General features: G+C 66.6%; 25 protein-coding genes. 13 read left to right on the top strand and 12 right to left on the bottom strand.

What is annotated here, in order from left to right; genetic code table 11:
- Positions 1 to 68: 68 nt before the first annotated feature.
- A complete protein-coding gene (locus tag IE224_RS21280; RefSeq protein ID WP_268246539.1) occupies positions 69 to 1,286 on the top strand; it encodes a glycosyltransferase in 1,218 nt (405 codons plus the stop codon).
- Here IE224_RS21280 and IE224_RS10460 read toward each other — a convergent pair.
- Positions 1,255 to 1,866 (bottom strand): DUF2585 family protein, encoded by a 612-nt coding sequence (locus tag IE224_RS10460; RefSeq protein ID WP_202380127.1) that lies wholly within the window; start codon positions 1,864 to 1,866, stop codon positions 1,255 to 1,257. The two genes, IE224_RS21280 and IE224_RS10460, sit on opposite strands and share 32 nt — an antisense overlap.
- A gap of 82 nt (positions 1,867 to 1,948) precedes the next feature.
- On the opposite strand from IE224_RS10460, the gene crtY reads away from it, so the two are divergent.
- The 3 genes from crtY to IE224_RS10445 are packed head-to-tail and all read left to right on the top strand — an operon-like array spanning position 1,949 to position 5,468.
- Positions 1,949 to 3,082 carry a lycopene beta-cyclase CrtY gene (crtY, locus tag IE224_RS10455; protein ID WP_202380126.1) on the top strand — a complete coding sequence of 378 codons (1,134 nt, stop codon included), beginning with the start codon at positions 1,949 to 1,951 and terminating at the stop codon, positions 3,080 to 3,082.
- The gene (locus IE224_RS10450; protein WP_191310154.1) at positions 3,079 to 4,554 is read left to right on the top strand and encodes a phytoene desaturase; all 1,476 of its coding nucleotides are present in this window, start codon (positions 3,079 to 3,081) and stop codon (positions 4,552 to 4,554) included. The genes crtY and IE224_RS10450 overlap by 4 nt, the downstream gene beginning before the upstream one ends.
- Entirely contained in the window at positions 4,551 to 5,468 is a 918-nt protein-coding gene (locus IE224_RS10445; RefSeq protein ID WP_191310152.1) for a phytoene/squalene synthase family protein, read from the top strand. The genes IE224_RS10450 and IE224_RS10445 overlap by 4 nt, the downstream gene beginning before the upstream one ends.
- Positions 5,469 to 5,501: 33 nt before the next feature.
- On the opposite strand, the gene IE224_RS10440 is transcribed toward IE224_RS10445, so the two are convergent.
- Positions 5,502 to 6,461, bottom strand: coding sequence for a polyprenyl synthetase family protein (locus IE224_RS10440; protein WP_191310150.1), 960 nt, complete (start codon positions 6,459 to 6,461; stop codon positions 5,502 to 5,504).
- 66 nt (positions 6,462 to 6,527) lie between these two features.
- Between IE224_RS10440 and fni the strand changes: the two genes are divergently transcribed.
- On the top strand, positions 6,528 to 7,595 hold the full coding sequence (gene fni, locus IE224_RS10435; RefSeq protein WP_191310148.1) for a type 2 isopentenyl-diphosphate Delta-isomerase: 1,068 nt from the start codon (positions 6,528 to 6,530) through the stop codon (positions 7,593 to 7,595).
- A gap of 47 nt (positions 7,596 to 7,642) precedes the next feature.
- Here the strand turns inward: fni and IE224_RS10430 are convergent, their stop codons facing one another.
- The 4 genes from IE224_RS10430 to IE224_RS10415 form a co-directional block, all read right to left on the bottom strand.
- On the bottom strand, positions 7,643 to 8,593 hold the full coding sequence (locus tag IE224_RS10430; RefSeq protein WP_191310146.1) for a YsnF/AvaK domain-containing protein: 951 nt from the start codon (positions 8,591 to 8,593) through the stop codon (positions 7,643 to 7,645).
- Positions 8,583 to 9,008 carry a YsnF/AvaK domain-containing protein gene (locus tag IE224_RS10425; protein ID WP_191310144.1) on the bottom strand — a complete coding sequence of 142 codons (426 nt, stop codon included), beginning with the start codon at positions 9,006 to 9,008 and terminating at the stop codon, positions 8,583 to 8,585. Before IE224_RS10425 ends, IE224_RS10430 begins: the two co-directional genes overlap by 11 nt.
- 202 nt (positions 9,009 to 9,210) lie before the next feature.
- A complete protein-coding gene (locus IE224_RS10420; RefSeq protein WP_167621577.1) occupies positions 9,211 to 9,711 on the bottom strand; it encodes a YciE/YciF ferroxidase family protein in 501 nt (166 codons plus the stop codon).
- 126 nt (positions 9,712 to 9,837) lie between these two features.
- Positions 9,838 to 11,466, bottom strand: coding sequence for a Na/Pi cotransporter family protein (locus tag IE224_RS10415; RefSeq protein ID WP_191310142.1), 1,629 nt, complete (start codon positions 11,464 to 11,466; stop codon positions 9,838 to 9,840).
- 459 nt (positions 11,467 to 11,925) lie between these two features.
- Here IE224_RS10415 and aroQ point away from each other — a divergent pair, with 459 nt between their 5' ends.
- Positions 11,926 to 12,363, top strand: a complete 438-nt coding sequence (gene aroQ / locus IE224_RS10410; protein ID WP_167621575.1) for a type II 3-dehydroquinate dehydratase — start codon at positions 11,926 to 11,928, stop codon at positions 12,361 to 12,363.
- 6 nt (positions 12,364 to 12,369) lie between these two features.
- Here aroQ and dinB read toward each other — a convergent pair whose 3' ends face one another.
- Entirely contained in the window at positions 12,370 to 13,485 is a 1,116-nt protein-coding gene (gene dinB / locus IE224_RS10405) for a DNA polymerase IV (RefSeq protein WP_191310139.1), read from the bottom strand.
- Positions 13,486 to 13,693: 208 nt separating this feature from the next.
- On the opposite strand from dinB, the gene IE224_RS10400 reads away from it, so the two are divergent.
- On the top strand, positions 13,694 to 14,323 hold the full coding sequence (locus tag IE224_RS10400) for a cysteine hydrolase family protein (RefSeq protein ID WP_229849330.1): 630 nt from the start codon (positions 13,694 to 13,696) through the stop codon (positions 14,321 to 14,323).
- Here IE224_RS10400 and IE224_RS10395 read toward each other — a convergent pair.
- Together IE224_RS10395 and IE224_RS10390 are read right to left on the bottom strand one after the other, a co-directional pair.
- On the bottom strand, positions 14,320 to 14,550 hold the full coding sequence (locus tag IE224_RS10395) for a hypothetical protein (protein ID WP_167621573.1): 231 nt from the start codon (positions 14,548 to 14,550) through the stop codon (positions 14,320 to 14,322). The genes IE224_RS10400 and IE224_RS10395 overlap by 4 nt on opposite strands.
- 7 nt (positions 14,551 to 14,557) lie before the next feature.
- Entirely contained in the window at positions 14,558 to 14,770 is a 213-nt protein-coding gene (locus IE224_RS10390) for a hypothetical protein (protein ID WP_167620773.1), read from the bottom strand.
- A 178-nt stretch (positions 14,771 to 14,948) separates the two neighbouring features.
- Between IE224_RS10390 and IE224_RS10385 the strand changes: the two genes are divergently transcribed.
- From IE224_RS10385 to IE224_RS10360, 6 genes are all read left to right on the top strand, one after another.
- Complete coding sequence (locus tag IE224_RS10385; protein ID WP_191310131.1) at positions 14,949 to 15,806, top strand: SDR family oxidoreductase; 858 nt, start codon at positions 14,949 to 14,951, stop codon at positions 15,804 to 15,806.
- An 11-nt stretch (positions 15,807 to 15,817) separates the two neighbouring features.
- Positions 15,818 to 17,530, top strand: coding sequence for a malto-oligosyltrehalose trehalohydrolase (treZ, locus tag IE224_RS10380; RefSeq protein ID WP_191310130.1), 1,713 nt, complete (start codon positions 15,818 to 15,820; stop codon positions 17,528 to 17,530).
- The gene (gene treY / locus IE224_RS10375) at positions 17,527 to 19,764 is read left to right on the top strand and encodes a malto-oligosyltrehalose synthase (RefSeq protein WP_191310128.1); all 2,238 of its coding nucleotides are present in this window, start codon (positions 17,527 to 17,529) and stop codon (positions 19,762 to 19,764) included. Before treZ ends, treY begins: the two co-directional genes overlap by 4 nt.
- A gap of 103 nt (positions 19,765 to 19,867) precedes the next feature.
- Positions 19,868 to 21,001, top strand: coding sequence for a sugar phosphate nucleotidyltransferase (locus IE224_RS10370; protein WP_229849329.1), 1,134 nt, complete (start codon positions 19,868 to 19,870; stop codon positions 20,999 to 21,001).
- A gap of 13 nt (positions 21,002 to 21,014) precedes the next feature.
- Positions 21,015 to 23,090 carry a glycogen debranching protein GlgX gene (gene glgX, locus IE224_RS10365; protein WP_229849328.1) on the top strand — a complete coding sequence of 692 codons (2,076 nt, stop codon included), beginning with the start codon at positions 21,015 to 21,017 and terminating at the stop codon, positions 23,088 to 23,090.
- A gap of 20 nt (positions 23,091 to 23,110) precedes the next feature.
- A complete protein-coding gene (locus tag IE224_RS10360) occupies positions 23,111 to 23,440 on the top strand; it encodes a DUF2934 domain-containing protein (RefSeq protein WP_191310124.1) in 330 nt (109 codons plus the stop codon).
- 10 nt (positions 23,441 to 23,450) lie between these two features.
- Here the strand turns inward: IE224_RS10360 and IE224_RS10355 are convergent, their stop codons facing one another.
- Genes IE224_RS10355 through ccmC form a run of 3 tightly spaced genes read right to left on the bottom strand, consistent with a single transcriptional unit; the run spans position 23,451 to position 24,851 of the window.
- Complete coding sequence (locus IE224_RS10355) at positions 23,451 to 23,993, bottom strand: DsbE family thiol:disulfide interchange protein (RefSeq protein WP_229849327.1); 543 nt, start codon at positions 23,991 to 23,993, stop codon at positions 23,451 to 23,453.
- Complete coding sequence (ccmD, locus tag IE224_RS10350; protein WP_191310120.1) at positions 23,986 to 24,129, bottom strand: heme exporter protein CcmD; 144 nt, start codon at positions 24,127 to 24,129, stop codon at positions 23,986 to 23,988. The genes IE224_RS10355 and ccmD overlap by 8 nt, the downstream gene beginning before the upstream one ends.
- Positions 24,126 to 24,851: a heme ABC transporter permease CcmC gene (gene ccmC, locus IE224_RS10345; protein ID WP_167621565.1), complete on the bottom strand. Its 726-nt coding sequence runs from the start codon at positions 24,849 to 24,851 to the stop codon at positions 24,126 to 24,128. The genes ccmD and ccmC overlap by 4 nt, the downstream gene beginning before the upstream one ends.
- Between the last annotated feature and the right edge of the window lie 30 nt (positions 24,852 to 24,881).

Here is a 24,881-nt window from a genome sequence, read left to right as displayed (position 1 = left end):
GCCGCGCGAACCCCGTGCAACGGGCTGGCGATTGTGGCACGACTGCCCTGCCCCAACCGATGGATCCCATGCGCGCCGTCCTGATCACCCCGCCCCTTCACAGCCACCTGCGCGCCTTCGAGGCGCTGGCCCAGGAACTGACGCGACGCGGGCACGAGGCGATCTTCGTGACCGAACCGGGCATCGTTCTGCAGGGCGGCGCGGCCCAGGTCACCCTGCCCGGCCCCGCTGCCCGCCCCCAGCCCCGCCGCCTGCTGCCCGAGATCCTGGCGGGCGCCCGCCGCACCGACCGGCTGTGCCGCGACGGCCTGTCGGTGATCCGCGACCTGGCCCCTGACGTGGTGCTGGGCGACCAGATGGAGCCTGCCTCGGGCCTTCTGGCGCGGGCGGCGGGCGTGCCGCTGGTTTCGGTCGCCTGCGCGGTGCCGATGGATCCTGAACCCGGCATCCCCTTGCCCTTCCTGGGCTGGCCTCATGATCCCACCGCCGGTGGCCTGCGCCGCAATCTGGGGGGCGAACGGGTGGCCGACCTGCTGATGACGCCGCAGACGCGGGTGATCCGCCGCTGGGCGCAGGCTTGGACCTTGGGCGATCTTGGGCGGCTGCAGGACTGCCTGTCGCCTGACCTGGCGCTGTCGCAGATGGCGCCGGGGTTCGATTATCCGCGCCCGGCGAACGGCGGCCACATCGCGGCTGTCGGTCCCTTCCGCAAGGGGCAGGTGGCACAGGATTTCCCCGACGACATCCGTCCCGATCCGCAGCGGCCCTTTGTCTATGCCTCGCTGGGGACGTTGCAGGGGCATCGCGCGCGGCTGCTTGCGCGCATCGCGCGGGCCTGTCGGCAGGCGGGGGCGCAGGTCCTGGTGTCGCACGCGGGATCGCTGACCGAGGATCAGGCCCGCGCCATTCCCGCCGACTGGGTGCGATCCTTCGTGCCCCAGCAGGCGGTGCTTGAACGCGCGGATCTGTGCGTGACCCATGCGGGGCTGAACACGACGCTGGAATGCCTTGCCGCGGGGGTGCCGATGCTGGCCATTCCGCTGACGCATGACCAGCCGGGGGTGGCCGCGCGCATCGAACGCTGCGGCGCAGGGCTGCGGCTGCAGCCCTGGCAGCGCGGCACAGGGCGGATCGCGCAAGCGGTGCGCGACCTGCTGTCCGATCCCGCCTTCAGGCAAGCGGCAGCCCAGTTCGCGGCCCAAGCCCCGGGATGGCAGGGGGCGGCAGGCGCGATCGACCGGGTCGAGGCGATGATCAGGACGTCAGCACGCGCCAGAGCCCGATGACATAGCCGTCGCCCACCCACAGGGACAACAGCAGCTCGACCGCGACGGCGATGGCCGCGACGACCCAGCCCGCAAGGGGCAGCGCCAAGGCCGCTCCGAAAACCGCGGCGGCCGTGTCGCTGAAGGAATTGACGATGCTGTCGCCGTGATAGGCCAGCGGATCGCCCGAGGAATAGCCGAACATGTCGATGGTGACGGGCAGGTTCTCGGCCATTTCCCAGACAGTGCCGCTGACGACGACCGCCGCCATGATGGTCCACAGCGGCCAGTCGGGCCGCTTCCAGAAAACCAGCTTGGCCAGCACCGCGCCAAAGACCAGGTGCAACAGGCTGTAGGGGTCCAGCACCGTCTGCGAATTCAGGCCCGCCTGGTCCGGCATGGCCCAGATCTGCCCGCAATCGCAGTTCAGCGGCCGCCCGAGGATCAGCAGCATCACCAGCTTGCCCAGCAGCGCCAGCACGATCAGTGCGACGGCTTGTCGCCCCCTGCCGTAAGGCCGCGGCAATTTGCTTGCATCCAGCGTCAGACTGGCGGATCGTTCGTCCGAAATCAGCGGGGCCGGGCGGTTTTCATCTGTCATCTCCTCCAAGGTAAAGACGCAGCCCGCCAAGACAAGGGGCCACAAGATACAAAAGGTTAGGACGAATCAGACGGGCCGGATCGTGGTCGCGGGGGCGGGACTTGCAGGCTCGCTGGCGGCGTTGCGGCTGGCGGGCGCGGCGGATGTGGTGCTGATCGACCAGCGTCCCGAACCCCTGGCCGGCCACACCTGGTCCTTCCATTCGGGCGATGTTGATTCGGCGCAGCGTGCCTGGCTGCAACCGGCCCTGCGCTGCCAGTGGGACGGGCAGGACGTGCGCTTTCCGGGTTATGGCCGCCAGCTTCGGTCGGGCTATGCCTCGATTGATGCGGACAGCCTGGGCGCGGCCTTGTCCGGCGTGGCGGGGGTGACGCGGATCACCGGGCGGGTCGCATCGGTCGACGCAGGGGGCGTGACGCTGGCCGATGGGCAGCGGATCGAGGGCGATCTTGCCGTCGACGCGCGCGGCTTTTCGCCCCATCCGTCCATCGAGGTGCGTTTCCAGAAGTTCCTGGGCCAGGAGATCCTGCTGGAAGCGCCCCACGGGCTGACGCGCCCGGTCATCATGGACGCGACCGTCCCGCAGATGGACGGCTATCGCTTCTTCTACCTGCTGCCCTTTGACGACCGCCGCCTGCTGGTCGAGGCCACCTACTACTCCGACGGCGCCAGTCTTTCGTCCGCCGATCAACGCGCGGGGATCGCCGAATATGCGGCGGCCCAAGGCTGGCGCATCGCCACTGTCGAGCGCGAGGAGAACGGCGTCCTTCCCATTGCCCTGCGCTTTGACGCGGACGCCTTCTGGCGGGGCATCCCCGCCGACCTTCCGACCATCGGGCTGCGCGCGATGCGCTTTCACGCGCTGACGGGATACAGCCTGCCGCACGCGGTCCGCAGCGCCGACCTGATCGCCCGGCACTGGCGCCAGGGTGCACAGGTCCTGGCCGGGGCGCTGCGCGGCGATTCGCTGGCCGACGCCAAGGCGCAGGGCTTCTATCGCCTGCTGTCGCGGATGCTGTTCGAGGCTGCCGCCCCCGACGAACGGCGCCACGTGATGGAACGCTTTTATCGCCTGCCCGAGCCGCTGATCGAGCGGTTCTATGCCGGGCAAAGCACATGGGCCGACAAGGCCCGCATCCTGACGGGCCGACCGCCCGTCCCGGTCGGGCGCGCGCTGCGCTGCCTGCCCGAAACCTTCAAGGTGAAGCCTGCATGAAACACTCTCCCGGCAAGACGGCCGCCGTCATTGGCGCGGGCCTGGGCGGCCTTGCGCTTGCCATCCGCCTGCAAAGCGCGGGCATCGCGACCACGGTCTTCGAAAAGCGCGACAAACCCGGCGGGCGGGCCTATGTCTATCACGACGCGGGCTTTACCTTCGATGCTGGGCCGACGGTCATCACCGATCCGGACTGCCTGAAGAAGCTGTGGCGGCTGTCCGGCCGCGACATTTCCGAACACGTGACCCTGCTGCCGGTGGAACCCTTCTATCGCCTGTGCTGGGAAGACGGGACAGTCTTCGACTATGCCGACGACCAGCCCTCGATCGAACGCCAGATCCACGCAATCAACCCGCCCGATGTCGAGGGGTATCGCCGCTTCCTGGCCTATTCCCGCGACGTCTATCGCGAGGGCTATGAAAAGCTGGGCACCGTGCCCTTCCTGCATTTCTCGGACATGATCCGCGCCGCGCCGCAGCTGGCCCGCCTTCAGGCCTGGCGGTCCGTGCATTCGATGGTGGCGCGCCACATCAAGGACGAACACCTGCGCCAGGCCTTCAGCTTCCACACGCTGCTGGTGGGCGGCAACCCGTTCACGACCTCGTCCATCTATGCGCTGATTCACGCGCTTGAACGCCAAGGCGGCGTCTGGTTCGCCAAGGGCGGCACCGGCGCCCTTGTCGCGGGCATGGTGCAACTGTTCCAGGACCTGGGCGGCACCCTCCACCTGGACAGCCCCGTGAACCGGATCGAGACCGAGGGCAACCGCGCCACCGCCGTCCATGCGCGCGGCCAGCGCCATCCCTTCGACATGGTCGCCAGCAATGCCGACGTGGTCCACACCTATCGCAACCTTCTGCGCGACCCCAAGGGCGACAAGCTGGCCCGCAAGCGCCATTCCATGTCGCTGTTCGTGATCTATTTCGGGCTGCGCGGCCTGCGCCCCGAGTTGCGCCACCACATGGTCCTGTTCGGCCCCCGCTATCGCGAGTTGATCGGAGAGATCTTCGGGGGCAAGCAACTGGCCGATGACTTCTCGCTTTACCTGCACGCGCCGTCGGTGACGGATCCCGGCCTCGCCCCGGAAGGGTGCAGCGCCTATTACGTCCTGGCCCCGGTGCCGCATCTGGGCACTGTTGACATGGATTGGGACAAGGCGGCCGAGGCCTATCGCGACCGCATCCTGGATTATCTGGAAGAACGCTATATCCCTAACTTGCGCCGCGACCTTGTGACGGTGCGCCACTTCACGCCGCAGGACTTCAAGACGGAACTGAACGCGCATCTGGGATCGGCCTTTTCCATCGAGCCGATCCTGACCCAAAGCGCCTGGTTCCGCCCCCACAACCGCGACGAGCGGCTGGAGAACATGTATATCGTCGGCGCGGGCACCCATCCCGGCGCCGGCATTCCCGGCGTCGTCGGATCGGCCGAGGCCACGGCGTCGCTGATGATCGGGGAACGGGCATGAGCGACGCGACCCTGGACCAGGCGCGGCAATCCATCGCCGTGGGGTCGAAAAGCTTCGCCATGGCGTCCAAGTTCCTGCCCGCCGGGATGCACGAGGATTGCGTGATGCTTTACGCCTGGTGCCGCCACGCCGACGACGTGATCGACGGGCAGGAGGCGGGCTTCGCGGCCACGGCCCAGGGCGATCCTGCGGCCCGGCTGACGGAACTGCGCGACCTGACGCATCGGGCGCTGCGGGGCGATGCGGCCGCTCCGGTCTATGCCGGGCTCGCCCGCGTCGTCGCAGCCCGCGACATCCCGCACCGCCATGTCGATGAACTGCTGGACGGCTTCGCGATGGACGTGAACGGACAGGTTTATCACGGGATGGGCGACCTGCTGGAATACTGCTATCGCGTGGCGGGGGTCGTCGGCGTGATGATGGCGCGGATCATGGGCGTCCGGGACGAGGCTGTCCTGGATCGCGCCAGCGACCTGGGCCTTGCCTTCCAGTTGACCAACATCGCTCGGGACGTCATCGATGACGCGCGGATCGGGCGAACCTATCTGCCGCGCGATCTGCTGCGGGCCGAGGGGATCGAGGCTGTGGACCCCGACGACCTGTCCCAACGCCCTGCCTTGCACCGCGTCGCGCTGCGCCTGCTGGACGATGCCGAGATCTATTATCGCAGCGCGGACGTGGGCATTGCCGCCCTGCCCCGCCGCCCGGCCCTGGCCATCGCTGCCGCCCGCAACATCTATCGCCAGATCGGCGTCAAGCTGCGGGCGCAGGGACCGGATGCCTGGAACGGGCGGCTGTCCACGACCAAGGGCGAAAAGCTGCGGCTGGCGGCCAAGGCGGTCGGGTCAACCGTTCTGGCCCCGCGCCGCCGGACAGACCCGGTCAGCCGCGACGGGCTTTACATCCGCCCCTAGGCGCGGGTTCTGGCCCGCGCCCTGCGGGGGCAACTACCTCGCGGCACTGGCCGCCTGCGCCTGCGGCACGCGGTCCAGCATCGGAGTGAAGATCGCGTCGATCATGCAGCGGAACGGCTCGGGCGACAGGCCCGCGCCCACAAGCGCCGCATCGGCCGAGGCCAGCAGCCCGCGGCACCGGCGCAGCGCCTCCTCTGCGCCATAGACTGCCAGATAGGTTTCCTTGCCAACGTCCTTGCGGCAGTCCTTGCCGGTGGCGGCGCTGTCGGACAGCATGTCGATCAGGTCGTCGGCGATCTGGAAGGCCTGGCCCAGGTCCTCGCCGAAGCGGCGCAGCAGGCTGCGTTCGGCATCGGGGCGTCCGCCGAGGATCGCCCCCGCCTCGACCGCGGCGCATAGCAGGGCGCCCGTCTTCAGCGCATTGATCCGGGTGATGCGGTCCAGCGGGCCGTCGTCGACGCCGTCCCTGTCGGAGAAGCCGTGCAGGTCCAGTTCCTGCCCCGCGACCAGTCCCTGCCATCCCATCACCCCCGACAGGATCGACACAAGCGCGCCACGCTGCCCGTCGGCCAGCCCAGCCACGCCATTGGCGATCGAGATCGCATGGTTCAGCAGCCCGATCGCGGTCAGGATCGCCGTCGCCTCGCCAAAGCGGGCATGGGTCGTGGGCCTTCCGCGCCGCAGCATGGCATTGTCCATCGACGGCAGGTCGTCCACGATCAGGGATGCCGTGTGCACCATTTCCAGGGCCACGGCCATGTCCAAGACCGCGTCGCGGTCTGCAACATCGCCCGCCACCAGGTGCAGCAGATAGGGCCGCAGCCGCTTGCCGCTGCCCATCGCGTCGCTTGCGGCGTCGATCAGGCGGGCGGGCGCGGGGGAAAGCTGGGACAGGTGATGGGTGATGCGCGCGTCAAGCTGGCGGACAAAGCTCTCCTGCATGTCGAAATGTGTGGGCGCGGCCTTCGCCTTGTCTATTGCCTGCTGGTGCATGAGACTGTCCTTCAGAACGGGCGTTGTGCAAGCAGGCACAGTGCGAAATGACAAGGGCTGACAGGCATGACCCACCCCGATCCGTCGCTTTGGAAAGACAATGACTCTGGTCTCACACTCACCTCGCGGAAAGAACAACATCTGGATGTCGTGCTTGCCGGAAAGGCAGGCGCAACCGTAACGACCGGGCTCGAGGCAGTCCTGTTCGAACATGTCGCCCTGCCCGAAGTTTCGTGGCACGAGGTGGATTTGTCCACCAGATTTCTTGGCTGCCGAATTGACGCCCCCGTGATGATCGGATCGATGACCGGCGGGCCGCGGCGGGCCGGGGCGATCAACCGCACCTTGGCCCAGGTCTGCCAGCAGTTGCGCCTGCCCCTGGCCGTCGGATCGCAGCGCGTCGTGATCGAGGGGGGCGAGGCCGCGGGCCTTGACGGCAGCCTGCGCCGCCTGGCCCCCGACATCCCGATCCTGGCCAATTTCGGCGCCGCGCAACTGAACCGCGGCTTTGGCCGGGACGAGGCGATGCGCGCCGTCGAGGCGATTGGCGCATCGGCGCTGATCTTGCACCTGAACCCCCTGCAAGAGGCCGTGCAGCCCGAAGGCGACCGCGACTGGCGCGGCCTTGCCGCCAAGATCGGCGCCTTGGCGCGCGACCTGCCCGTGCCCGTTGTCGTGAAAGAAGTGGGCGCAGGACTGTCTGGCCCCGTCGTCGCAAGGCTTGCGGCCGAAGGGGTGGGCGTCTTCGACGTGGCCGGGTCCGGCGGCACCGACTGGGCCAAGGTCGAGGCCGCGCGCGCCCCCGACCCCGCCGCGGCCCGTGTCGCTGCCTGTTTCGCGGGCTGGGGCATCCCCACCGCCCAGGCCATACGGGGCGCAAGACAGGCCGCGCCCGATGCCACGATCATCGGATCGGGCGGCATCGTCGATGGGCTGGACGCCGCCCGCGCGATCCGGTTGGGGGCCGATGTGGTGTCGCTGGCGGGGGCGGTGCTTGCCTCGGCCATCGACGGGCCGGAGGCGTTGCTGGGCCAGTTGGACATCGTGCTGCGACAGTTGCGGACGGCCTGCTTTTGCACGGGCAGCGCGGACTTGGCCGCGCTGCGGCAGGCGCGCCTGCGGCAGCCGGCATGAAAACGGCGCCCCAGGGGGCGCCGTTTCCCTTTCCAATCTCGATTGCGTCAGAGCGTCCGGTCGTCCCGGTTGCGATGCGCCGCGTCCAGGGTGTCGCGCTCGTCGTCGATCTCGACCTCGGTCCGGCGCACGGTGTCCGACACGGTTTCCCGATGCGTCTCGCTGGTCTTGCGCAGGCCGATTTCCTCGACCACGCGGGCTTCCTTCTGGACCACCGCTTCCTCGCGATATTCCTCGGCTTCCAGCGTGCGGTCCTGGAAGGCAGCCTCGGCGCCGGTCACGGCGCGGTCCACCGGACGGCGTTCGATCTCGACGCGGTCCTCGCGCAGGTCGACGCTTTCGCTGACGGGTTCCTCGACGGTATAGGCGCGAACGCGGACCCGGCCGTGGCTGTTGTCGCGCTTGCCGATGTGGATGCGTTCCTCGACCACGGGAATGGTCTCGTCGTCCGAGCGTTGGTCCAGACGGCCAGTTTCAGCGCCGTATTCCATCTGCGTGTCGAGGTTGCCGGTCCGCGCCGCGGTCGACGACCCCCCGGTCATGGAAGCGCTGCCGCCCGCGGCCGCATAGCTGCTGGACTCGTAGCCGTTCCAGCCCTCGGAACGCCAGGTTTCCGCGCGTTCGTCCAGATCGACGCTGCCTTCGTCGTCCAGGATATCCAGGGCGATGTCGTGATGCGCGGCACCCAGGCCCGTCACCGTGACCAGATAGCCGCCGCGGGACAGGCCCTCGGCATAGGTATAGCGATCCTCGTCCGGGAAGAAGAAATCGCCAAGGCTGTCCCAGAAACCCTTGTCCTCGTCCGTGCGGGTCGCTGAAGGCGTGTCCGAGCCGCCCGATACCATGCGGATATGCGCCATCGGGATCCCGGCCTGCACCAGCCGATCGACCGCGCGCTGCGCATCGTCGTGGCTGTCGAACATCGCCGACAGCGACGCATTGCCGGTGGTGCCCAGTTGCTGTGCGCTGCTGGCGCCGACTTCGTTGTCATAGGTCATCTTGATCGTCCTTGCTGCTGGTTTGGTTGGGGTCAAGGGTCTCGGGGAAACGCTCGACCTGGACGGATTGGCGGCGGGTCTGGGCCGGTATTTCGACGCTGTCCCGCCGGGTGATGCGGCGAACGTGGATTTCCTCGCGAAGATAAAGTTCGCGCGACACGACCAACCTTTCCTCGACCACGGGGATGATGGTCAGGTCGCCTTCGGTGGTCATGTCGGGCACGCTGTCGAGGCGGCGATCGACCGGCACCCGGACCACCTCGACCTCTTCTCGGGTCAGTTCTGCGGGAAGCAGATGGTCGATGGTTTCTGTCTGGGTGGCGATCCGGACCCGTCCGGTCAGCACCCTCTGCTTGGTTACGGATAGCTGTTCCTCGACCAGAGGCAGCATATCGGTTCTCGGATCGTCGGGCATTGCTCCCCCCGTGGTTGATCGTCCCCGCCGATCAGGTTGAAAGACAACCGATCCGGCTGTCCTGCGTTCGTTCACAAACCCGCGATCATGTAAGGCGGCGGCAAGCTGGGCGGAAAACGGCAGATCCGGCCACGACCCTGCCGCGGAATAGAAAATGCGGCCCGGATTCCCGGGCCGCCATGACAGGTACTTGCAGGAAAGATCAGGCCGCTTTTTCGGTCGCGGCCGCGTTGATGACCGAATCCGCCAGGCCGGTAAGCTTTTCGTCCGTGGCGCTTTCTTCGTTCAGCGTTTCATCCAGCAGGGCGACCGCCTCCGTCATGCCCAGAACCTGCGCCCAGGCCTTCAGCGTGCCATAGCGGCTGATCTCGTAATGCTCGACCGCCTGGGCCGCCGCCAGCAGACCCGCGTCAAGCGCCGGGCTGCCCTTGAACTCGTCCATGATCTCTTCGCCCTCGGCAATGATGCCCTCGATGGCGTCGCAGGTCTTGCCGCGCGGGCGCTTGCCGATCAGTTCGAAGACCTGGGTCAGACGCTCGATCTGGCCCTGGGTTTCCTGTTCATGCATCTCGAACGCGGCCTTCAGTTCCTCGTGCTGGGCAGCACGGGCCATCTTGCGCAGCGCCGTCGTGATCTTGCGCTCGGCATAGTAGATGTCCTTCAGGGTTTCGTGGAACAGCGTGTCAAGTGTTTGTTCAGCCATGGAAAACTCCTCGGGTTTAACCGCCTTGGGCCAAGTTTGGCCGGCCGGGCGTTGCCTTCACAACCGTCCCGCGCCGCGACCGTTCCCCATTGTCGGGACCGAGTTGACATTTATTAACCCCAGGCCCTACCTGCCACGCAGGCGGCTTTCGAACAGCAGCCCGTCCTCGTCCAGGATGGGATGGGCGACCGAGGCGACATGGGCGTTGATCCGCTTGAGGTCGCGCAGGATGTCCAGGTGCAGGGACGACGTGTCGCGGCTGGCCGCCAGCCCCTCGCGCAGGCGGAACAGGTGGCGCTGCGCGGACTGCCGTTCCAGATTGCGAATGTCGACCTTCAGCTCCATCAACCGCCTGGCCATGTCCAGGTCGCGGGTCATGAAGACCGTCTGCGCCATGCGCAGGTTTTCCTGGGTCATCACGAACATCCGGTCCAGTTCGGCGAAGCCCGGTTCGGAAAAGCGCAGGCCCAGGCCGATCTTCTTGCGGACCTCCGGGGATAGCCCCTTGTCGATGATGTCGCCCACATGTTCCAGGTTGATGACGTAATCCAGGATGGTGATCGCGCGGCGGCGTTCATCCTCGGTCGCCTGGCTGCCAAGGCGCGACAGATAGGTCTTCACCTCTTGCTGGCGGCGGTCCACCCGCTGCTCCAGTTCCGCAACCTCGGCCAGGGGGGCAGGGTCGCTTTGCTGGAAGGCCAGCCGGGTCTGCGCCAGCATCCGTTCGACCGCGTCGCCGATGGCCAGGACTTCGCGGGATGCGCCGGTGAGGGCCAGGATCGGCGTCTGCAACGCCGCTTCGTCCAGCCAGCGGGGCGCAGGTTCGGCCTGGTCTTCCTCGGTGGCGACGAAGCGTTCGAGGATGCGGGCGATCATTCCCGCAAAAGGCCAGATCGCAAGCGCGACAGCCAGGTTGAAGGCCAGATGCGCCTCGACTGCAAGGCCGGTCCAGGGCAAGGGCGCCTGCTGCAGCAGGCCGCCGATCTGGCCGGCGAAAGGCAGCGCGGCAAGGCAGCCGAGCGCCCGGATCACAAGATTGCCCACGGCGACGCGGCGCGCGTTCGCGCCAAGGCCTGCTGTCAGCATGACGGGCACCACGGCCCCGCCCAGGTTCGCGCCCAGAACCAGCACCACCGTCAGCCCCGCCGGCAAGCCCAGCGACAGGACCAGCAGCACCGCCGCCAGCGAGGACGAACAGGCGAATGCCAGGGCCGCGGACATCAGCAGCGCCACGGGCCAGGCCTGGTCCAGCATGGGCAGGAATGCGGCCAGCAAGGGCGACGTGCGCAGGGGCATCGCGGCATGGTCAAGCAGGGACAGCGACAGCAGCATCAGCCCGACACCGATCAGCGCCCGCCCCGTTCCCGTCCAAACCGGCTTGCGCTGCTTGGACAGGGCATAGCCCGCCAGAAGCAGCCCCGGCGTCACCGCCGCGACCCCGGCCGACACGATCCACGCCGTCAGCGCGGTGCCGACATTGGCCCCCAGCAGGACGATCTGCGCCATTCGCGCCCGGATCATGCCCCGGTCCACGAAGGAGGCGGTCAGCAAGGCGGTGGCGGTCGAGGATTGCAGGCCCAGGGTGGCGGCAAGTCCGGCCAGGAAGGCTCCCGGCCCCGTGCGGGTGCCGATGCCCAGGGCCATGCGCAGCCGGATGCCGAACCCTTCGGTCACGCCGTCGCGCACCAGGTTCAGGCCGAACAGCAGCAAGGCCACGGCACCGGCCAGTTGCAGGATGATCATCAGCGACGCCATGCCACCACCTTTCCCGACAAGGGAAGCACGCCCTCATGCCTTTGCCAATCGCCGACGTGACCAAAAGTTTCCACGGCACGTCAATTGGTTCTCGGCAGATCATCAGACCGTCGGATAGGGCAGCCAAGCTTTCCGCCTTGCCCTGTTACGCGACAAGGCAAGGCCGCGCCCACCTGTGCCCCGCGATAACCCAATGTCTGGAAATGCCGCTTCCCTTCGCGGGATGCGCTTCAGCTTCACTATGGCGCAGGAATAGGTTTTAACACGGGCGGGGCAGCCGGAAGGGGGAAGGATCATGCTTCAATTCCAACGGCGCCGCCAATGCCCGGCACATGGTCGCCCTCAGGCGACAACGCGCCTGGTAACGCGACAGGCCTTCGTCGCTGCTGCGGGCGCCCCTTCAAGCAATTCTCGGCGGGCGGGTCTGTCGCCGCGCATTTCTAGTCGTAAGGTCTCTTCATGCCGAAGCTCGTCTATATCCTGAACGGTCCGAACCTGAACCTGCTGGGCAAGCGCCAGCCCGATATCTACGGGTCCGAAACACTGGACGATGTCGAAGGCGACTGCGCGGCGCTGGCAGCCGAACTGGGTGTGGAAACGCGGTTCCTGCAATCGAACACGGAAGGCCAGATCATCGACTGGATCCACCAGGCACGAGAGGATGGCGCGGGCATCGTCATCAACCCAGCCGCCTATACCCATACCTCGGTCGCGATCCTGGACGCGCTGAACGCCTTTGACGGCCCGGTGATCGAGGTCCATATCTCGAACGTCCACAAGCGCGAGGGCTTTCGCCATCATTCCTATGTCAGCCTGCGCGCCGACGGGGTGATCGCGGGCTGCGGGACCGAAGGCTATCGCCTTGCGCTGCGCCGGATCGTGTCCCTTCTGGACTGAGCACGATCAAAGGCCAGGAAGCCCCAGCGGAAGCTGTAGTTCCTGCGCCTCGTCCACCGACTCGAGCGACGACAGGGTGACACCCAGCAGGCGCACGCCTTTCTCGACCGGGAACAGCGGCTGCATCAGGCCGACCGCGATGGCGCGCAAATCCTCGGCGCCCCCGACGGGGCCGGCCAGCGTCCGGCTGCGGGTGATCTGCTGGAAGTCGGCGTATTTCACCTTCAGCGTCACGGTTCGGCCGGTCAGCCCTTTCCCCTCGCAGGCACGCCACACCTTCTGGGCCAGGGGCACGATCTCGCGGCAGGCGGCGTCGAGATCGAAGATGTCGCAGTCGAACGTATCCTCGGCCCCCACGGACTTTCGGATGCGGTGGGGCTCGACCGGGCGATGGTCGATGCCGCGGGCGATGCGGAAATACCAGTCGCCCGACTTGCCGAAATGCTGGCGCAGGAACTCGACCGGCTTGTCGCGCAGGTCGGCGCCGGTAGCGATGCCCAGACGCTGCATCTTGGCCGCGGTGGCGGGGCCGATGCCGTGGAACTTGCCGACCGCAAGCTCGGCCACGAAGGACGGGCCACGGGCGGGCGTGATGACCGCCTGCCCGTTCGGCTTGTTCAGGTCGCTGGCCAGCTTTGCCAGGAACTTGTTGTAGGAGATCCCGGCCGATGCGTTCAGCCCCGTCACCTGCCGGATCCTGTCGCGGATCATCAGCGCGATATCCGTGGCGATGGGGATGCCTTGCTTGTTCTGCGTCACGTCCAGATAAGCCTCGTCCAGCGACAGCGGCTCGATCAGGTCGGTATGTTCGGCAAAGACTTCCCGGATCTGCTGGGATACGGCGCGATACACCTCGAAGCGCGGCTTGACGAAGATCAGGTCGGGGCAGCGCCGTTTCGCAGTCACGGACGGCATGGCGGACCGGACGCCGAAGACCCGGGCCTCATAGCTGGCGGCGGCGACGACGCCCCGCGCGGCTGAACCGCCGACGGCCACCGGCTTGCCGCGAAGGTCGGGATTGTCGCGCTGTTCGACCGAAGCATAGAAGGCATCCATGTCCACATGGATGATCTTGCGGATCACCCGTTGCGCGTCTTCCCCCACCTGATCCGCGCCTTCCATCCGCGTCCCGTCCTGTCGCCGCCCTTCCTTGGGTTTACCGAAAGCTGGACCGGAAACAAAGGCGGAACATGATTGCCCGGCGACATGCCACCCATTCCGCCCGGCCGGCCAAGGGCCTGAACGAACAAATGTTTGCCCAGGCGCTGCTTCGGAAACTTCCGCCCACTCGCGCGGTTTTCCGACCCGGACCGAAAGCAAGGAGAGCCGGATGAACATGCAAGATGCCACCAAGGTCAGCGAAGGCCTGGCCTATGGCCCGCCCGGCGAACGGACCATCCACCTTTGCATCGACATGCAGCGCCTTTTCGACAAGGGGTCGGACTGGGAAGTGGACTGGCTGCGGCGCGTGCTGCCGAACATCTGCGATCTGGTCGAAAGGATCCCCGACCGCACGATCTTCACGCGCTTCATCACCCCCGAAACCCTGGAGGATGCGCCGGGGGCATGGCGGCGGTATTACCAGAAATGGCCGCAGATGCTGCGCCGGACCCTTGAGCCGGACCTGCTGCGCCTTCTGCCCGAACTCGAGATCCACCTGCCGCCGGCGCGGCTTTTCGACAAGCCCGTCTATTCGCCCTGGATGGACGGTCGCCTGCACGGGATGCTGCAACAGGATCGGATCGACACGGTCGTGATGACCGGCGGCGAGACCGATGTCTGCCTGCTGGCGGCCATCATGGGCGCCGTCGATCTGGGCTACCGCGTCATCGTAGTATCGGATGCCGTCTGCTCTTCGACGGACGACACCCATGATGCCGCGATGGAAATGTATGCCAAGCGCTTCGGCCAGCAGATCGAGATGGTCGAGACAGAAGCCCTGATCGCCGCCCTGTCCTAGCGCGGGCGGCATTCCAGGCTGTCGACGATCTTCCTGAAGGTCTCGGCAATGGCAAGCTCGGTTTCCAAACCCTCGACGATCACGGCGCCGGGGTCTTCCTGCCCGTCGCGCATGACCTGCCTTTCGATCAGCCAGTCGCAGATCGGCTGGCGGGCCTCGGGGGACAGCAGGTCGGGCAAGGCCGCGACCAGCTTTCGGTAGGCGATCAGTTCGGCATCCTCGGCCATGGTTGCCTCAGTAGTTTCCGGGGGGATCACTTGCGGGAAAGGATTCGTCCGCGGTTTCGTCCACGCGATCCCAGTCGCGCGGGGGTGCGGACATCTCGCGCCGTCCGGCGGACCGGACATAACGGCCGCCGGACCCGCCCGTCGTGCTGCAGGCCCGGGCGACCAGCCCGCCCACCAGCAGAAAGCCGCCCGCCGCTATCAGAATGTCGCTGTTGCGCATGTCATTGCTCCGTCTTGGTTCGGGATCAAACGAAGCCGCGGCGGCAGTTGTTCCGCGCCGGCCGTGCCCCTTTCATCGGCTGATAAACAGCAAGGCGGAAACCCTATGGCGTTCCGGCGGTTCAGGAAGGGCGGGTTCTCCGCAATACCGACCACCCTTCAGACCGCGAGGCCGCAAGATGCGTGATTATCCCAAGCCCCCGTTTCCGAAACAGCAGCAGGAACTGCCCGGCAGCTTTCAGAAGATGGACCCCAAGCCCGACCATGGCGAGGAAAGCTGGCGCGGCGCGGGCCGGCTGGAGGGGATGAAAGCGATCATCACCGGCGGCGACAGCGGCATCGGCCGGGCCGTGGCCATCGCCTTTGCCCGCGAAGGCGCGGATGTGGCGCTGTCCTATCTGGACGAAACCGACGACGCCCAGTCCACCGCGCAACTGGTCCGCGATGCGGGGCGGGAATGCCTGACCTTTCCGGGCGATCTTTCGGATCCCGAACATTGCCGCAGGATCATCGCCGAGACCGCGCAGACGTTCGGAAAGATCGACATCCTGGTCAACAACGCCGCCCACCAGCTGACCTTCGACAAGATCGAGGACGTCCCGGACGAGGAATGGCGCTATACCTTCGCCACCAATATCGACGCGATGTTCTATCTGACCAAGGCGGCGGTGCCGCATATGGGACCGGGCAGCTCGATCATCAACACGGCCTCGATCAATTCGGACAATCCCAGCCCCAACCTGCTGGCCTATGCCACCACCAAGGGCGCGATCCAGAACTTTACCATGGGCCTGGCGCAGATGCTGGCCGAACGCGGGATCCGTGCCAATGCCGTGGCCCCCGGCCCGGTCTGGACGCCGCTGATCCCCGCCAGCATGGATGCCGAGAAGGTGTCGAACTTCGGCGCGAACTATCCGATCGGCCGGCCCGCGCAGCCGGTTGAACTGGCCTCGGCCTATGTGATGCTGGCCGAACCGATGTCCAGCTATGTTTCGGGCACCACCATCGCCGTCACCGGCGGCAAGCCGATGATGTGAGGACACAGAATATGGTGCATGACTGGGGCGGACGCTGGTCCGACGAGGGCTGGACACTGGGCACCTGGGCGCCCAAGGCGTCAGAGGTGGCCCTGATCCTGAACGGACAGGCGCAGCCGATGACGCGCAATGCCGACGGCTTCTGGACGGCGACCGCCCCGGCCCGGCCCGGCGACACCTACCTGCTGCGCGTGGACGGGCAGGAAATCCCCGACCCGGCCAGCCGGTTGCAGTCGGGCGATGTCCACGCGCCCTCGGTCGTGGTGGCGCCTGCCGATGATCGCCCGCAGGCGGGCTGGAGGGGCCGCGACTGGTCCGAGGCCGTGATCTATGAAATGCACCTGGGCACCTTCACGCCGCAAGGGACGCTGGGGGCCGCTGCCGAAAAGCTGGCGGACCTGGCCGACTTGGGCGTCACGGCGGTGGAACTGATGCCCCTGGGACAATGGCAGGGGGATCGGGGCTGGGGCTATGACGGCGTGCTGCCCTATGCCCTGCACCCGACCTATGGCACGCCCGACGACCTGCGGCGCTTCGTCGACCAGGCCCATTCGCTAGGGATCATGGTGATCCTGGATTTGGTGATGAACCATTTCGGCCCCGAAGGCGCCTATCTGCACCACGCCGCACCGCCCTTCTTCGACGAGGCCCGCCACACCCCCTGGGGTGCCGCCATCGACTTTTCCCAGCCTGCCGTTCGGGAATACTGGATCCAATGTGCCGAATACTGGATCGGCGAATACCGCATGGACGGGCTGCGGCTGGACGCGGTCCACCAGATCAGCGGGCCGGGCGCGAAAGACTTCATGACGACCTTTGCGGGGCGCATCCGGGCCGTGGACAAAAGCCGCGCCATCCACCTGATCGTCGAGGACGAGCGCAACGAACGCTTCCTGCGCGAGAACGGCTATGATGCAAGCTGGAACGACGACTTCCACCACGCCGTCCATGTCCAGTTGACCGGCGAATCCGACAGCTATTACGCCAGCTTTGCGCATGATCCCTTTGGCGACCTGTGCCTGGCGCTTGAACGCGGCCATATCGAGGAAGGCCAGCCCCGCCCCGGCCGCGACGAACCGCGCGGCGAACCTTGCGGCGATCTGCCGCCAACGGGCTTCGTCAACTCGACCCAGACCCATGACCAGGTGGGCAACCGCGCCCTTGGCGAAAGGCTGCTGTCGCTTGCCGACCCGCAGGGGGTCAAGGTGGCCTATGCGCTGCTGCTGACGGCCCCCTATGTGCCCATGATCTTCATGGGCGAGGAACGGGGTGCGACCACGCCCTTCCTGTTCTTTGCCGATTTCGAAGGCGATCTGGCCAAGGCCGTTCGCGAAGGCCGCGCGGCCGAGTTCGCGGGCATCGCCAGCCTTGGATCGAAGGTGCCCGATCCGCTGTCCCCCGATACCTTCGCCCGCTCCAAGCTGGATTGGAGCGCGGGCGCCAATGCCGCCGAATGGCTGGACCTGACCGCCCATGCCCTGGCCTTCCGCCGCGACGCCGTCGTGCCGCTGCTGAAAAGCGGCCGCAGCCGGCCTGCCCATGTCGCGCGCCACGGCGCGGCCTCGGCCCATGCGACGTGGTTCTTCAACGCCGGCACGCTGGACCTGCGCCTGTCCCTGGGCCAGGCCGACGGGGGGCTTCAGCCCCTGGGCGGTGCCGGCTTCTCGCTTGGCCGCATCGGCCAAGACCCCTTTGCCATCTCTGTCAGCGCAAGGCTCTCATGACCAACATCCCCACCGCCACCTACCGGATCCAGATGCGCGACGGCGTCGATTTCGAACGGGTGACGCAGTTGCTGCCTTATCTGTCGGACCTGGGCGTCTCGCATCTCTACCTGTCGCCGATCTTTCTGGCGACCACGGGTTCGACCCACGGCTACGACATCACCGATCCCACCCGGATCGACCCCGCGCTTGGCGGCCCGGACGGGTTCGACCGGCTGGCCGCGGCCGCCCGCGACCGGGGGCTTGGGATCATCCTGGACATCGTGCCGAACCACACGGCCTTCACCCTGGAAAACCCCTGGCTGCTGGATGTACTGAAGCAGGGCCAGGCCAGCCGCTATGCCCGGCACTTCGACATCGACTGGGCCGCCGGTCCGCTGGTCCTGCCCTTCCTGCCCGAACCGTTCGAGAAGATGCTGTCCGACGGCGCCTTCCGCGTGGCCGACGGGATGTGGCATTTCGGGGACGTCGCCATTCCCCTGGCCGAGGACAGCCCCGTCACCAGCGACCTGCGCGCCCTGCACGACAACCAGCACTGGAGGCTGGTGCATTACGCGCTTGAACGGGACGGCATCACCCACCGGCGGTTCTTCAACGTCACAAGCCTGATCGGCATGCGGGTCGAGGACCGGGCCGTCTTTGAAGACACCCACAGCCTGATCTTCGATCTTGTTCGCCAAGGGCAGGTCCAGGGCCTGCGCGTGGACCATATCGACGGGCTGGCCGATCCCGCCACCTACCTTCGGTGGCTGAACGAGGCGCTGCCCGACACGCCTGTCTGGGTGGAAAAGATCCTCGTTGGGGATGAAACCCTGCCGCCGGAATGGCCCACCGTCGGGACCACCGGATACGAGGCGGCGCGGCTGATCGCCCAGCTTCTGACCGATGCGTCGGGGATCGACAGGCTGGACGGTTTCTGGCGCGAGGCCACCGGCATCTCGACCGAGTTCCGCGAGGAACTGCGTCAGGCCAAGCTGGATGTCCTGGACAATGAACTGGCCGCCGAACGCCGCCAGCTTGGCGACCTGGCCGCGCTTGCGGCCCAAGGCTCTGCCCTGGCCGAGCCAGGCCCAGAATCGCTGCGCGAGGCCGTCACCGCCCTGCTGGTGGCGACCCCCCGCTATCGCACCTATGTCACCGACAGCGCCAGCCCTGAGGACCAGAAGCTTCTGCACGCCATTGCCGAGGATGCGGCACAGGGGCTGCGTGACCGCGCCGTCCTTGATCTGCTGGCCGACCTGATGGCCAATCCCGAAAGCGATGCGGCCCGCGCCTTTGTGCGGCGCTTCCAGCAGGTTTCCGGCGCGCTTCTGGCCAAGGCCCAGGAAGATACCGCAGGGTTCCGCTGGACCCGCTATCTGCCCGCGAACGAGGTGGGCGCAGAACCCGACGAACCCGCCGTGAGTGCCGATCACGCCAATGCATTCCTGGCCGCGCGCCGTGCGGCGGACATGACGCTGGTCTCGACCCACGACACCAAGCGGTCGGGCGATTCCCGGATGCGTCTGGTCGCGATCAGCCACCTGCCCGACGATTTTCACGCCTTGTTTCAGGACGCGGCTGCCTTGCCTTCCGCCCAAGACCTGGAGCCTCGGTGGCAATGGTATGTCGTGCAGGCGGCCCTGGCGGTCTGGGACGGTCAGGCCGAAAACGCCACGTACCGGGTCAGCCAGCACATCGAAAAGGCGATGCGAGAGGCCAAGCTGACCAGCTTCTGGACCAATCCCGACGAGGCCGCCGAGAACGCGGCCAAGACCTTCGCCCGCGACCTGATGCAGGAATGGCAGGCCAGGAATCCCCCGGCCCTTCAGGCGCTGATCCACCGGGGGCAGGCCCTGTCCTTTGCCCAGCTGGCCATCCAGATGCTGATGCCGGGCTTTCCCGACATTTATCGCGGCGACGAAAACGGGCTGCTGGCGCTGACCGACCCTGACAACCGTCTGCCCGTGGACTGGGACGCCCTTGCAGCGCAGGGCGATGATCCCGATGCCAAGCTGCACTGGACGCGGCAACTGCTGGCGCTGCGGCGAGACCAGGCAGATTTTCTGGAAGGTGCAGACGCGCAGGTACAGGTCGAGGATGATGGCGCCGCCCTGCGCCTGATCCGCAGCCAACATGACCGGACCATGACGGTCGAGTTTGCCCCTGGGGGGGCGCATGTGCCGGATGCCTTCTTGGCCCGTGCCTTTTCCGACGGCAGCATGGTCAGCGTCCGGACCCGGAACAGCCGCTGATCGGGTTAACAAATGATATCCACTGGAACAATCACGCGTTGTTTCAGTTTGGAAGGCGAGTCGCCCATTGGGCTGCTTGATTTCCAACCAAAGGATAGCGCCGGTGTCAGCTTTGCAGTCCCATCTTGTCTCGAAAACCCGTTCGGACCTGAATGTTGCCACCATCCTGCTGGCGGGCGGCAAGGGCACCCGCCTGCATGAACTGACCGCCGCCGAAAGCAAGCCCGCCGTGCATTTCGCGGGTCGCAACCGGATCGTCGATTTCGCGATGGCCAACATCGTCAGGTCGGGTCTCGACCGGCTTGTGGTCGCCACGCAATTCGCCCCCGCCACCCTGCACGACCACCTGCCGGCACGCTGGGATGGGCATTTCGCATCGGGCGCGATGATCCTGAAGGACGGGCGCGACACCTATCTTGGAACCGCCGATGCGGTGCGCCACAACTGGGCGCAGGTCGAGGGCTGGGGGTCGGATCAGGTCTTGGTCGTGGCGGCGGACCATATCTATGACATGGACTATGCCCCGCTTATCGCGGCCCACAAGGCCTCGGGCGCGGCAGTCACCGTGGCCGTCGATGTGGTGCCCGTCACTGCCGCCAGCGGCTTTGGCGTCATGCAGACCGACACAAGCGGCCGCATTCTTTCCTTCCTGGAAAAGCCCGCCCATCCGCCGGCCATTCCGGGCGATCCCGACCACGCGATGGTGTCGATGGGCATCTATGTCTTCGAGGCCGACTGGCTGCGCGATGCGCTGTTCGGCCGCGACATCGCCTCGCTGGACTTCGGGCACGAGGTCATTCCCGCCGCCGTGGCGCAGGGGCTGGCCATGTCCTATCGCCTACCGGCGGGTCCGTCGGGCCACACCTACTGGCGCGATGTCGGCACACTGGAGTCGCTGCGGCTGTCGCACCTGGACTTCGTGGGCCAGCAGCCGGCCCGCCTGCCCCGCGCCTCCACGCTGTCGGAATGGTATCTGGGCCGCGGCAGCGTGGCGATGCCCGGCGCACTTGTCCCGGCCTCGGCCCGGCTGACGCGCTGCCTGGTGGCGCCGGGAACAAAGGTGCCGGCCGGGCTGGTCGTGGGCGAGGATCCGGACGAAGACGACCTGTGGTTCCGCCGCGACAGGGGCACCGTGCTGATCACCCAGGCCATGCTTGACCGGCGAGAGGCCGTGCGCGTGCCCGTGTCGCTGCACGTTGCGGCCCGGCCCGTGCTGCAGTCCCGCGATGTCGCCTGAGGTGCAATCGAATATGCGCGACATCAAAGACGCTCCGGCCTTCGATCTTTCCGTCACCCGCCCCGATATCCTCGGCGCCGAATTTCTGGGCGAAGGCACGAACTTCGCCCTGTTTTCCGACCATGCCACAAAGGTCGAGTTGTGCCTGTTCGACGAAACCGGCCAGAAAGAGCTTCACCGGCTTGAGCTGCCCGACATGGAGGGCGGCATCTGGTTCGGCTATCTGCCAGGGATCGAGCCGGGCCAGGTTTATGGCTATCGCGTGCACGGCCCCTATGAGCCGGAACAGGGCCACCGCTTCAATCCGAACAAGCTTCTGCTGGATCCTTACGCCCGCGAATTGCGGGGCCAGATCCAGTGGGACGACGCCCTGCACGGCTACACGATCGGCGAGGACGACCTCAGCTTCGATACCCGCGACAGCGCGCCCTTCATGCCCAAGGCCGTGGTGGTCGATGCGAAGTTCGACTGGGATACGGACCGCGCGATCCGCACGCCCTGGCAGAACAGCATGATCTACGAGGCCCATGTGAAGGGCCTCACCCAGCTTCACCCGGACGTGCCCGAAGCCGACCGCGGCACCTTCCGGGCCCTGGGCAGCGACGCGGTGATCGAACATCTGCAGCGCATCGGCGTCACGACCCTGGAACTGCTGCCGATCCACGCCTTTGCCAACGATCGCTACCTGGTTGAAAAGGGCCTGTCGAACTATTGGGGTTATTCGACCCTGTCCTTTTTCGCGCCCCATGCGCCCTACCTCAAGTCGGGCCAGATCCGGGAAGTGAAGGAGGCCATCCGCAAGCTGCACAAGGCTGGGATCGAGGTGATCCTGGATGTGGTCTTCAACCACACGGCCGAGGGCAACGAACTGGGCCAGACCCTGTCCTTCCGGGGCATCGACAATGCATCCTATTACCTGCTGTCGCCGGACAACCCCCGGCACGCCTTTGATACCACCGGCACCGGCAATACCCTGAACGTCGCCCATCCCATGGTGCTGCGGATGGTCATGGATTCCCTGCGCTACTGGGTCGAGGCGATGCATGTCGACGGCTTCCGCTTCGACCTGGCCTCGACGCTCGGCCGGGAATCCCAGGGCTTCGAACGTGACGGGTCGTTCTTCAATGCCATCCGGCAGGATCCGGTGCTGTCGGGCGTCAAGCTGATCGCCGAACCCTGGGACATCGGCGAGGGCGGCTATCAGGTGGGCGGATATCGCTGGCCCTTCCGCGAATGGAACGACAAGTTCCGCGACGACACCCGCGCCTTCTGGCGCCGCGATCCGGGCCTGCTGCCAGCGATGGCGGAACGCCTGTCGGGATCACCGGTGCAGTTCAACCACAGCCACCGGCCAGCGACCTCGAGCGTGAACTTCGTCGCGGCCCATGACGGCTTCACCTTGTGGGACACCGTCAGCTTCAACGACAAGCACAACGACGCCAATGGCGAGGACAACCGCGACGGCCACGACCACAACCTGTCCGACAACATGGGGGCCGAGGGCGCCACCGAGGACGAGGGCATCATCGCCGCCCGCATCCGCCGGGTCCGCGCCATGCTGGCGACCGTGATGCTGAGCCATGGTGTCCCCATGATCCTTGCGGGCGACGACTTCGGCAACACCCAGGACGGCAACAACAACGCCTATTGCCAGGACAACGCAATCAGCTGGCTTGAATGGAACAAGGCCCGCGACGAGGTGCTGAACGCGGTCCAGGCCCTTGCGGCCTTCCGCCACGAGGTGCCGCTGTCGCAATCGCGCTTTGGCGCCGCGCCGGACGACGCCCAGGACCGGCAGCCGGTTTTCCATTGGCTGCACCCGCGCGGCGGAGCGATGGAAGAAGGCGATTGGCAGGACGCGGAACTGCGCTGCTTCGCCTTGCACCAGATCTCGCCCGACGGGACGGAACTGCTGGTGCTTGTCAACGCGGGCGATGATGCAGAGTTTGCCCTGCCCGAGGGGGAGTGGACCCTGCGCATCGACACCTCGGCCGACGAGGTCGCGCAGGACAGCGCGGTCAGCGGAACCGTTGCCGTCGGCTGGCAAACGGTCATGGCCTTCCTGCGCAACGGCCCGCAAGCGGCGTAATCCAACAAAGGAGGATGTAAATGGATCAGGACCATCAGGAACGCATCAGGCAACGCGCCCACGAGATCTGGGAAAGCGAAGGCCGCCCCGAAGGCCGCGATTCGGATCACTGGAACCAGGCCGAACAGGAACTTCGCGACCAGTTGGGCAGCGGAGACATGTCAGGCGACGGAATGCAGGCGGGCGACAACGCCCAGGCAACGAACCAGGCCATGCCGGACGTGGCCGAGGCGATGGCACCCAAGGCTGCCAAGAAACCCCGCAAACCCGCCGCGCCCAGGGCCAAGTCCGCCAAATCAGACAAGGCCGCAAAGGGCGAATCGACGCCCTATCTGAACGACGGGCCGTGACGCCGGGGGATCACTCCTCGGCCTGCAGCGCCTTTTCAAGCTGGGGCAGGAAGCGGTTGGTGTAATCCTCTCTCACCAGCGGGCCTGCAAAGCGATAAAGGATCCGGCCCTCGCCATCGATGATGAAGGTCTCGGGCGGGGCCGTGACGCCCCAGTCGATCGCGGTCCGGCCCTTGGGATCGGTCGCAATGGCCGCGAAGGGATCGCCATCCTCGGTCAGGAAGGCCAAGGCATTGGCATCGGTGTCACGCAGATCGACGCCATAGACCGGCATCTGCGCTGCAAGTTCCGTCAGCGTCGGATGCTCGGCCCGGCAGGGCGGGCACCAGCTTGCCCAGAAGTTCACCAGCTTCACCCCCGGCTGGCGTAGCATCTCGTCCGTCAGTTGGGTCTTCCCGGGCAGCGTCGTCTGCGGGACTGCCGGCGCCTCGCGGCCAACCATGGCCGAGGGAAGCGCCGTCGGATCGTCGCGGTTCATTCCCCACAGGAACATCCCCGCCAGGGCGGCAAAGACCACGGGTGGCAACACGACAAGCGGAGAAATCCTAGCCACGGCTTTCCTGCCTTTCCAAGGCATGGCGGGCGCGGGCATTGGCGGCCAGCGTCTGCCAGATCAACCCGCCCAGCAGGGCCAGCGACAGGCCATAGGCGCCGATCACGGCGCCCGCATACTTTCCAAGCTCGATCATGCGCGCATTTCCCTTGCTTGCAGCGCGGCCAGCCGCCGCCTGCGGATTTCGGTGCGGGTGCGGATCAACAGCAGCGACAGGAACAACAGGCCGAAGCCCAGCATCGTCAGATACAGCGGGTATCGGTAAACCGCGCTCATCCGCTCGCCCGACTGGACGGAAAGGCTGGCGCCCTGGTGCAGGCCCTGGTTCCAGAAGAAGACGGCATAGCGCGACAGAAGCGCAAAGACCGATCCGACAAGGCACAGGACCGCGGTCAGGTCGGCGGCGCTGTCGGGATCCTCGATCGCGGACCACAGGGCGATATAGCCGATATAGAACAGGAACAGGATCAGGAAGCTGGTCAGGCGCGGATCCCATTCCCACCAGGTGCCCCACATCGGCTGGCCCCAGACCGCGCCGGTGATCAGGCCGATCAGCGTCATCACCGCGCCGATGGGGGCGGCGGCCTTGGCGGCAAGCGCGCTGACATGGTGGCGGCGGATCAGCCAGATCAGCGATGCCACCAACATCATCACCCAGATGTTGATCGCCATCATGGCGGCAGGGACGTGCAGGAAGACGATCTTGACGGTCGATCCCTGCCGGAAATCATCGGGCGTCAGGAAGCCCCAGACCAGCCCCGTGACGGTGCAGACCGCCGCGCCTGCCACCACCCATGGCAGGATCGCGCCGGATGTGCGCATGAACTTGACGGGGTTGGCATATTCCCAGATCGACATGACTGTTCCCTAGCGTCCGCGGGCTTGCCG

The sequence above is a fragment of the Paracoccus aerius genome (genome assembly GCF_014656455.1).
In the GTDB taxonomy this organism is placed as follows: domain Bacteria; phylum Pseudomonadota; class Alphaproteobacteria; order Rhodobacterales; family Rhodobacteraceae; genus Paracoccus; species Paracoccus aerius.
Note: the sequence above shows the minus strand (reverse complement) of the source record. Positions and strands in the feature narration are given on the sequence as shown.